Here is a 9,746-nt window from a genome sequence, read left to right on the forward strand (position 1 = left end):
ATGGAACTTGAGATCAGATTTGGACCGATGTTGCCGATGAACACTCGGATGGTGTCTCCAACGTGCACCGTATCGCCGTATACTCCTAATGTCCGGTTGCCGCTGGCGGCATTCGGGCGACCATTAAAAACCACGAAGGTAGGCTCTTCGAGCACCCCATATTCTTTTGAATGACTGAGATGGCCCCTGTTTTTTAGAGCTGTGGCTACCTTATCGCCACCCAAAGGCGTGTAAAACTCGCTCTGCATCAAATAATACTCATGGTCCACATCGCGAAGCCCCTTGCGAGGTTCTACGACGACTAGCCCATACAGCCCGTGTTCGATGTGGATCGGTATCGGCGGGGCAGCGCAGTGGTAAAGGTAAATTCCCGGCTTGAGTAATTTGACTCGAATATGGCTCGTCGATCCCGGCAGGGTGTTGAGGTTGGCCGCCCCGCCCCCTGGACCGGTTACGGCGTGAAAATCCACATTGTGTGAAAATGTATTATTTTTTGGATTGTGCAGATAAAAGTCTATTTTATCTCCTGCCCGGGCTCGGATCATCGGTCCGGGTATTTTGCCGTTAAAGGTCCAAAATTCCAGGGTGGTTCCCTTGGCAATTTCTGCCACGACTTCCTGAATTTTGAAGTGGGCTTCAATCGTGAGAGTGCCGTGGCGATGTTTTACCGGCTTTGAATACGCTCCGTCCTTGTAGAGCGTGTAATTCGCAGAAGGCGGTAGATCGGAGGGGTGTCGGGAGATTTCCTTGATATATAATTGTTTGGTTCGATTTTTAGCGGGACTTTGTATCGATTGAATCGGTGTTGCCTTATTAGCCGGGGGCGGCTCTTTTGCTTTAGAAGCAATACCCGGGCACACAGCCAGCAGAAACAGCAGCCGCGGGCCGAGGATAACGAAGCGTCGGGCAAACGCTTTTATGAGTTGCAGCCAAGCCATGCCATCATTCTCCGAGCTTGCTCTAGGGTGCATATAGATCCTCGAGCGGATTGGGTATGAACCCATGGGGCGAGGTGAAATAGACCGCCACGCTCGCATCGGTTACCTCGGCAAGGCTCGACGGCCGCCACTGCGGCTTGCAGTCTCGATCGATGAGCCGCGCTCGGATGCCTTCGGCGAAGTCGTGCTGGCGGGTGAATTGTACCGACATGACGAGCTCGCGCATAAACGCCTCTTTTAGGGAGAGCAAACGGCCGCGACGGTACTGCTCGAAGATGACCCGGGCGGAGGTGGGTGAGCCTTCGAGCAGCGCTTTGACGCCGCCGGCGAGCCATTCGTTGGTGCCCCCATGGCGTTGCAGCTGCGTAACAAGGTCCTCGAGACAGTAATGGTCGGTGACACGGTCGATGAGGTTCCGGTGCTCGCGCACGTTGGATTGCGGACAGGCGCTGCGGCTCGCGTTGGCGAAGCCTCGCAGAAGCCGTGCGAGGTGGCCGCGGTTGCGCTCGGGCTCCGCGCTCCAATTTACCTCAGCGAGAGCGGCATCGAGTTCGGGGCGGCGCTTAGCGCTGATGAAGTAATCGGCGAGATCGACGTAGAGGGCATCGCCGGCGTTCATTGTGGCCCCGGTAAGCCCGAGAAACAGTCCCACCCGTCCCGGCATGCGGTTGAGAAACCAAGTGGCGCCAATATCGGGGTAAAGACCGATTGTGATCTCCGGCATGGCAATGTGCGAGGCCTCGGTGACCACCCGATGGCTGGCGCCGGCCATCAGACCCAATCCCCCCCCCATGATGATGCCGTGCCCCCAGCAGAGCACGGGTTTGGGGTAGGTGTGGATCAGATAGTCGAGCCGGTACTCCGTCTCGAAGAAGCGCTCCGCCACCGGATTCGGCCCGCCGGGGTGGGTGCGCATGGAATCGTACAGGCTGATCACATCCCCGCCGGCGCAAAATGCCTTCGTGCCGCCACCTTCGAGCACGACGCAAACGATCGCCGGATCTCTTTCCCAGGCGGTGAGCTGGGTCCGCAGCGCATCGATCATGGGTTGGCTGAGCGCATTGAGCGAGCCTTCGGCGTTTAGCCGGGCGAAGCCGAGCATGCGGCCGTTGTTGGCCCGATGTTCCTCAAACATCATGGGCTGATCGCTCATAGCGCTTCCTGCCGTTTGCCGTGAGCACGTGTTTGTCGGAGTGCCGAGCAAGGCCGCCGTAGATGGCCATACCAAGGCCTCCTCTGCTTAGGTAACTCGCTGGCGTGTAACTAAAAAACTCCCGCCTGTGAAGGGCCTTCTAATGGATGATAGCTCTATACTAGCGCCGTGCCGACAGAAACAGATCAACTTCCGACGCACCCATACCGTGGTAACTTCTCATTAATCCAGAGCACAGCGATGCTCAGTCGCTGAGTTCCACCGCACACAGGATGCGCCGAAAGGAGCGGGAGTGGGTTCAGGCGCGGGCTGCAGGCCACGGCGACGATAGCGCCGGCCTAGACGGGGATAAATCAGAGAACTATGAAAAAATAATGCTTAAATCACAGCTTAAACGGACCATCGTCCCATTCAAAACGCTGTTCTAAGGAAGGAACTCAATGCCACGCACAAACCAGATCCGCTGTTCAATAGCATCATACGGAACCTAGCATCAAGGTAGGTCACCGACGCGATGTGTACTCAAAGAAGGCCAGCTCTTTGGGGGGGCCGACGTTCGAAGTTATGTGCCGCAAATGAAACCTTGGAGATTGTAGCGGCTATCGTAACGATCGCTAGTAAGGCGGGAGCCGCCGGGTTTATGGTGCGTCAAAGCGGTTTTACCACGACAAGTATGACAATACCGATTAATCCCATCACCGGTAGCTCGTTGAACCAGCGGTACCAGACATGACTGTGGGTGTTGCGATCGTCACGGAACCGACGTAGCAATATGCCGCAATAGAGATGGTAGAAAATGATAAGCACGACCAGCAGGAGCTTTAAGTGAAGCCAGTCCTCACTGAGCCAGCCGGGTGAGAGATAGAGCAGCCAGCCGCCGAAAAGCACCGTCAACGTACCGCTCGGGGTCATGATGCCGCGGTAGAGCTTGCGCTCCATAACCTTAAAACGCTCCCGGCCGGCCGCTTCCGTGGCCATGGCGTGATAGACGAACAACCGCGGCAGATAGAACAGCCCCGCGAACCAAGTGATAACGAATATGATATGAAACGCCTTGATCCAAAGATAAAACATTTGTGCTGCGTTATCCCCGTATCCGATAGATGATGCGATGATCGCCGGTTGCCTGCCGTCCCACACGCTCCGTGCAGCATTTGCAGTTAAGCCTTACACGTAAAGCGAGCGGTATGCGTCGCTCAGTCCATCAACTCCGCTCCTGCTCCCGAGCTATGCGCAATCTCGCGTGGCGTGATAACGCCTAACAAATCCTCGACCCGGGTGCTGCCTTGGTTGTGGGTGACGAGCGCCTTTTCCGTGTTCTTGGCGCGCATCCCCCGTATGAGGGTTGGCCATGGAGTGCGGGCGGTGACGAGAAAGAAATTCGTGTCGATGACGGCTTTGGGGTCTTCATCGCGCAGTAGATACTGCAGTTCATCATGGGCGAGGCCGAGGATTTCCCCGTCCTGCGCAACCACGGTGTGGCGCGGCCCCTGACCGGGGCGGTGACTCGCCTGCCATTCGGGCAAATCGCTAATCTCCACAATCTGGTAATCGTTGGTCATGATGGTGCGCGCGCTTCTCGCCGAGGAGACCGCCGCTTGCAGTCCCTGCGGGACACGCGCTCCGCGGCGGACGAGCTTCAGCGTGTAGATGCTTTCTGGAGTCTGGCTGATTCGTACTACATAAGCTAATGCGACGGTGGTAATGATCGGCAACATGGCGCTGTAGTCGCGTGTCTGCTCGAATAGCATCGTGATGGCCGTGAGCACGGCACCGGTGCTACCGCTGACCATACCAGCCATGCCGGCCACGACGAAGACAACCGGGTCGATTCCAGCCTCAGGTATGATCAGGGCAAAGAAATTGCCAAAAGCCGCGCCTAGCGTGGCCCCGAGAAACAGCGACGGGGAGAACACGCCTCCGGAGCCACCCGAGCCCAGCGTCAGGCCGGTGGCGAGCAGTTTAGCCAGGAACAGCAAGGCAAGAAAGGCGGGGTCGCTGAGGGTGCGGCGCAGCGTATCCATCACTGTTGCGTATCCTACGCCGCCGATATAGTACTGGCCGCTGTAGCGCAAAAACAGGTAAAGCATAACGCCCACGGCGAACATGCCGCACATGTGGCGCACGTAATCATTACGGAAATGGTGGTCGAACCAATCCTCCATGTAATAGATGAACCGGATAAACGCAGAGGAGGCGAAACCGAGAAGGATGCCCAAAGGTATGCAAAGCAGCAGAGTGTAAAAACCGATTATGTGGTTTTCGAAAACGGCGAGGCTGGGTACGTCGAACGAAGGCAGCAGGCCGCTATAGAAATGGCTGATGTAAGTGGCAGTCACCGTGGCGATGGCCACTAAAGCGACGGTACGGGCGCTGATAGATACCAACAGCAGCTCGATTGCAAATGCCAAACCTCCGATCGGGGCATTGAAAGTAGCGGCGATACCAGCCGCGGCGCCGGCGCTGATCAGTACCACGCGCTGGTGGGCGGGAAGGCGGGTGAGTTGCCCGACAATTGAGCCGAATGCCGAACCGATCTGAACGATTGGCCCTTCGCGGCCGACCGAACCGCCGGTGCCGATGGTAACGGACGAGGCGATGGCCTTGGCGATGACGACTACGGGGCGGATTCGCCCTTGGCCATAGTAAATAGCGTGCAGGACTTCGGGCACGCCGTGACCGCGCGCCTCCGGTGCGACTGTGCGGGTGATCCAGGTGACGATCAGGCTGCCCAGCACCGGCACGAGTACGATGCCGATTCCCCACGGGCTGGGTTGGGTGTGGATATTTGCATCGTAGTTTAAATTAAACTCGCCATAAAAGAATAAGTTATGGAAAAATCCGATAATGGCTTTGAAGGCGATGGAACCAAGCCCGCCAACAACGCCGATGAGCACGGCTAGAAAAAACATGAGGCTGGCGGGTAACGGGCGCTCGTTCAGGTTGGTGCTCTGCTCCTTTTCGGCAAGGCTCATAGGGTTTTGTATAATTTCTTGCTTGCGGCCGCTCATAACCAATAAAGCCTTTGTTTTTAATGGCTTATTTTTAAAGACGAGCTGAACCCATTGATCCGTTCGCCTTGAGCCTCGGGAAGTCCTCCTGAGCTTGCCGAAAGGCTCAGAAGACCTTACTCGAGGGGAATTGTTTAACGCCTGTGGGATTGTCAGGTGACATTCTTTCGGAAACCAGCCCCGGCACGCAAGGCCTGTGTCAAGGTGGCATTGTGGGCGGGGCACATCGTATGATGCAAAAAGAGACGAGCCTTGTTACGAATGCTTGAGGTAATACTATGATTTCTGTGGGCGTAGTCGGAGCTACCGGGTATGCCGGGGGTGAGCTGTTGCGCCTGTTGCTGCGTCATCCGCGAGTTGAGATTGCCACGATTACCTCTCGCGGTCACGCCGGCGCGGCGCTAACTGATTGGTTCCCGAATTTGCGAGGAGAAACGGATTTGCGCTTCAGTGAACCGCAGGTAGAGAACCTCGCAGATTGCGACCTCGCCTTTTTTGCGACACCGAATGGCACAGCCATGCAGATGGTTCCCCAACTGCTTGCCGCCGGCACACGGGTAATTGATCTTGGGGCTGATTTCCGAATCAAAGATGTCAAGGTTTGGTCGCAGTGGTATGGCCTAGAGCACGCCTGCCCGGAGTTGGTGGAGGAGGCAGTCTACGGGTTGCCTGAAGTCAATCGACAAGCGATCCGTGCGGCCCGCTTGGTTGCCAATCCGGGTTGCTATCCTACCGCGGTACAGCTTGGCTTCCTGCCGCTTGTAGAGCAGGGTCTCGTGGATCTTGATCATCTGGTGGCGGATGCGAAATCGGGGGCAAGCGGTGCCGGGCGTCAACCCAAGCAAAATACGATGCTCACTGAAGTGGCTGAGAGCTTCCGGGCGTATGGTGCGAGCGGCCATCGGCATCTTCCGGAGATTCAACAGGGGCTAGCGCGAGCAGCCGGAAGGCCTGTCGAGTTGACGTTTGTCCCACATCTGATTCCTATTATCCGCGGCATTCATGCGACGCTCTACGGTCGACTCTTGGACTCCGAAGTGGACCTGCAGGCGCTTTATGAAAAGCGCTTTCGGGATGAGGCATTCGTGGATGTAATGCCGCCGGGCAGCCATCCAGAGACGCGAACGGTACGAGGCATAAATGTCTGTCGTATAGCGGTCCACCGCCCCGATCCTGGGAGGGTCGTAGTCCTGGTTGTGGAGGATAACCTTGTCAAAGGGGCAGCTGGCCAGGCAGTACAAAACATGAATCTGATGTTCGGCCTTAATGAACGCGTCGGCTTGGCCGATATCGCCGTTATTCCCTGATCGATGCTTGCTGACTTGTCGGTTGACTAAGCTTCCAGTAATCCGCGACAATAGCAATGCATATATGACGGTTGCTGTGGGAGGTGATTTCCATGACCGAGGTTGTAGAACAGGGAGCTGTTCCTCTTGTGTTTACCGACAGCGCCGTAGAGAAGGTGCGGGAGCTACTTCACAAAGAGGAGAAGGGCGACCTTAAACTCCGAGTATACATAACGGGCGGAGGCTGCTCGGGGTTCGAATACGGTTTCATGTTCGATGAAAACGACGAGGAAGGCGACACTGTTATCGAGAAAGACGGCGTAACGATGGTCGTTGATCCGATGAGTATTCAGTATCTTAGCGGGGCGGAGATCGATTTTGTCGAGAGTCTCGAGGGCGCTCAGTTCGTAATCCGCAATCCAAACGCCACCACGACCTGTGGCTGTGGGTCCTCCTTCAGCGTCTAATACCGTATTAGGGTCATATACACCTTCAGGCAAAGCCGCCGCAGGGAAGCGCACATCGATCGACGCCGAAGCGGCGGTTCGTCTCGAAGTATAGAGTAGTCAAGGGCTTCCAGCATATACCCCACCTAGCACTACCCCTCGACACGCTCCGGTGACGCTGGAGATATTACCGGCTCTTTCGTAGATGCGGCACCGAGCAAGCCAAGCAAATGCTATGGCTTCGACGAAATCCGGATCCACGCCGAACTCGGCTGTCGAGCGGAGGCGGTATTCCGGCAGATTGGCCGATAGCCGAGTCTGCAGATGGCGGTTGTGTGCGCCTCCTCCACAGACCAATACCTCGGCTGGGCCAGGGAGGTTCTCCCGGATCGCTCGGGCAACGCTCACAGCTGTAAGCTCCGCTAAGGTCGCCTGCACATCGCGCGGGTTGACGTCGATAAATATATTGCCGGCCCGAGTTGTCAGCCAAGCCAGATTGAAATACTCAGGGCCGGTGCTCTTCGGTGCGGAGCGTTGAAAAAACTCATCACTGGCCAGCGTTTCGAGCAGCGCATTATGCACAATGCCGCCCGCGGCCCATGCCCCGTCGGTATCGAAGCTGCTATTGCAATGGCGTCGGCACCAGGTATCCAGCAACGTATTCGCCGGACCACAGTCAAAGCCGGTAATGGCAGCCTCAGGGTCTCTAGGTAACAGCGTAATATTGGCAATTCCGCCTAGGTTGAGCACGATCGTATCCGTGCTGCGCCGGCGAAATATCTCAGCGTGCAAGCCGGCTGCGAGCGGAGCGCCTTGACCGCCGGCTGCCATGTCACGGCGACGGAAGTCGGCTACCACCGTAATCCTGGTCTTCTCCGCCAAGCGATTGGGGTCACCGATCTGAACACTCAATGATGGATAGCCGTCGGCGGCGTGCCATATGGTCTGGCCATGGCTGCCGATGGCTCGAATTTGTTCGCGGTGATAACCGCTGGTGGCTAAGAGCTCAAGGGTAGCGTCAGCAAAGGCATCGGCTACCGCGGCGTCCGCATGGGCGATGGATGCCAATGGGGTTTGGGGCCCGATGCCGCGCAGCAGAGTGTTCAACGACTGTGGCAGTGGGGGCGAGCATGCGGCCAGGACACGCGGTTGCTGTGGTGGGTCGAACGCCACCAACGCCGCGTCCACCGCGTCCATGCTGGTGCCGGATATAAGCCCGATATAGAGGTTGCTCATCGGATGGTCTGGTCATTTTCTTCGTTGCTGGCCAGCTGAGTTCGCGTGATCACGGTCAGCTGCGCTAGCCGAGAGAGGGCTTTGGCTTTAAAGTCGGCCAGATAACGACTATCGATGGGTTTGGCATCGGGTAGCGTGACCTTGAGTGCATCCCGCGGCACGCCATTGACGCGGAACTCGTAATGAAGATGGGGGCCGGTTGCCAGTCCGGATTGGCCCACATAACCGATAATCTGTCCTTGGGTGACCTGCACCCCGGCGCGAATGCCCTTACGGATGCGTTGCATGTGTCCATATAGTGTGCTGTAGCGGTGAGCGTGCTGCAGGATAACCGCGTTACCGTAACCACCCCGGCGACCGGCGAATGCAACCAACCCATCGCCGGCAGCCTGAATCGGAGTTCCGGTAGCCGCAGCAAAATCGGTGCCTTCGTGTGGCCGGCAGACATGGAGGATTGGGTGGCATCTTGATTTGTTGAAGCGGGAACTGATCCGGCGAAAATCCACAGGCGTACGCAAGAAGGCCTTGCGCATGCTTTTGCCCTCTGGTGTGTAGTAACCGCTTCGGCCGCTGGGGGCGGTATAACGTATGGCGCGGTAGCGCTTGCCCTGGTTGGCGAACTCGGCTGCGACGATCTCTCCATTACGGATTTTTTCACCGTTCCTGTAATACTGCCGGTAGACCAAGGTAAAAGAATCACCACTGCGAACATCGTGGGCGAAATCAATGTCCCAACCAAAGATCCCAGTCAATTTCATGATCAATTTGTCATCCAGTCCGGCCTTCACCGCGGCTTGGTAGAGTGAGTCGTGGATCACGGCCGTTGCATGAGCGATCCGACGTTCTAGCTGATGCTCAGTCAGAGTGGTTTGGAAACCGATATCGGCCGAGCTTCCCCGAGCTATCGTCAGTGTCTTGGTTTCGTCGAGCCTCCGGCGCAGTGCGAGCAAGGTGCCGTTGCCACTGACGCGCAACCAGATCTTGTCCCCTGGAAAGAGCTGCGCTAGGGTTCGCGCCGAGTCGTCGTCTGCGTGAGTTACGTCGAAGATGTCTTTTGAGCTCAATCCCTGGCGCTTGAGAAGCGTCGTGAGGCTATCACCCTGTTTAACATGGACCACCTCCCACTTCGCTTGGGTGCCCCCCCCGAGCGTATTGGGTTGCTTGGTGATGGTCTCGTCCGCAGTGGTGGAAGTATCGAATGCGGTCGGTAATAGGTTAGGCGTTGCCTCGGACGGGTGATCTGCTATAGGCGCGGCGAGGATGTGAGGCGATGCTGGGCTGCTCGCATCGATGGTTGTCCGTTGCAGCTTTGGAATGGGCAGATCTAGGATGCGAGTCGCGGCCGCCTCTTCCGGGATCTGCTCTGGGAGTTGTTGTAATGCGTTGTGATTTGGAATAGCCCCAGCCTCGTCTTTGGTCGCGAGCAGTAAAGCGAGCGCAGTAAAGGAGGATATCCCGAGAGCGATCCAGTGCCAGCGTTGGAGGCGGGCTGGACGCTGCCTCTTCTGCTTCGGCTTGAAATCCAGGCCGGAAATACGCGATTTGAAAGCCATGTTTTTTCTACCCGATTATAGTTAGGGAACATTAGTCATAATATTCAGTGTCGGTCAATTACCGTACTAAGGTACTAAAGGATGCGTTGCTCACCCAGCCAGAATAGGTTGGCGGCTGGTTGA

General features: G+C 56.9%; 8 protein-coding genes. 2 read left to right on the forward strand and 6 right to left on the reverse strand.

Going from position 1 to position 9,746, the window contains the following annotated elements:
• From NB231_RS08320 to NB231_RS08335, 4 genes are all read right to left on the reverse strand, one after another.
• Nucleotides 1-938: multicopper oxidase domain-containing protein (locus NB231_RS08320; protein ID WP_005001540.1), on the reverse strand; the 938-nt coding region annotated here is incomplete at its 3' end.
• Nucleotides 939-960: 22 nt separating this feature from the next.
• Entirely contained in the window at nt 961-2,091 is a 1,131-nt protein-coding gene (locus tag NB231_RS08325; protein ID WP_005001542.1) for an enoyl-CoA hydratase/isomerase family protein, read from the reverse strand.
• 648 nt (nt 2,092-2,739) lie between these two features.
• A complete protein-coding gene (hemJ, locus tag NB231_RS08330; protein WP_005001545.1) occupies nt 2,740-3,165 on the reverse strand; it encodes a protoporphyrinogen oxidase HemJ in 426 nt (141 codons plus the stop codon).
• Nucleotides 3,166-3,287: 122 nt separating this feature from the next.
• Nucleotides 3,288-5,102, reverse strand: coding sequence for a chloride channel protein (locus NB231_RS08335; RefSeq protein ID WP_005001547.1), 1,815 nt, complete (start codon nt 5,100-5,102; stop codon nt 3,288-3,290).
• 278 nt (nt 5,103-5,380) lie between these two features.
• On the opposite strand from NB231_RS08335, the gene argC reads away from it, so the two are divergent.
• Nucleotides 5,381-6,409, forward strand: a complete 1,029-nt coding sequence (argC, locus tag NB231_RS08340) for an N-acetyl-gamma-glutamyl-phosphate reductase (RefSeq protein ID WP_005001548.1) — start codon at nt 5,381-5,383, stop codon at nt 6,407-6,409.
• Between the two features lie 92 nt (nt 6,410-6,501).
• A complete protein-coding gene (erpA, locus tag NB231_RS08345; protein WP_005001550.1) occupies nt 6,502-6,855 on the forward strand; it encodes an iron-sulfur cluster insertion protein ErpA in 354 nt (117 codons plus the stop codon).
• A 99-nt stretch (nt 6,856-6,954) separates the two neighbouring features.
• Here the strand turns inward: erpA and NB231_RS08350 are convergent, their stop codons facing one another.
• On the reverse strand, nt 6,955-8,070 hold the full coding sequence (locus NB231_RS08350; protein WP_005001551.1) for an anhydro-N-acetylmuramic acid kinase: 1,116 nt from the start codon (nt 8,068-8,070) through the stop codon (nt 6,955-6,957).
• Complete coding sequence (locus NB231_RS19055) at nt 8,067-9,623, reverse strand: OapA family protein (protein WP_005001552.1); 1,557 nt, start codon at nt 9,621-9,623, stop codon at nt 8,067-8,069. The genes NB231_RS08350 and NB231_RS19055 overlap by 4 nt, the downstream gene beginning before the upstream one ends.
• Nucleotides 9,624-9,746 lie beyond the last annotated feature (123 nt).

The organism is Nitrococcus mobilis Nb-231, assembly GCF_000153205.1.
GTDB lineage: Bacteria > Pseudomonadota > Gammaproteobacteria > Nitrococcales > Nitrococcaceae > Nitrococcus > Nitrococcus mobilis.

Coding starts and splice junctions, on each gene's coding strand:
- NB231_RS08325 (WP_005001542.1), bottom strand. CDS start 2,091: ATGAGCGATCAGCCCATGATGTTTGAGGAACATCGGGCCAACAACGGC.
- hemJ (WP_005001545.1), bottom strand. CDS start 3,165: ATGTTTTATCTTTGGATCAAGGCGTTTCATATCATATTCGTTATCACT.
- NB231_RS08335 (WP_005001547.1), bottom strand. CDS start 5,102: ATGAGCGGCCGCAAGCAAGAAATTATACAAAACCCTATGAGCCTTGCC.
- argC (WP_005001548.1), top strand. CDS start 5,381: ATGATTTCTGTGGGCGTAGTCGGAGCTACCGGGTATGCCGGGGGTGAG.
- erpA (WP_005001550.1), top strand. CDS start 6,502: ATGACCGAGGTTGTAGAACAGGGAGCTGTTCCTCTTGTGTTTACCGAC.
- NB231_RS08350 (WP_005001551.1), bottom strand. CDS start 8,070: ATGAGCAACCTCTATATCGGGCTTATATCCGGCACCAGCATGGACGCG.
- NB231_RS19055 (WP_005001552.1), bottom strand. CDS start 9,623: ATGGCTTTCAAATCGCGTATTTCCGGCCTGGATTTCAAGCCGAAGCAG.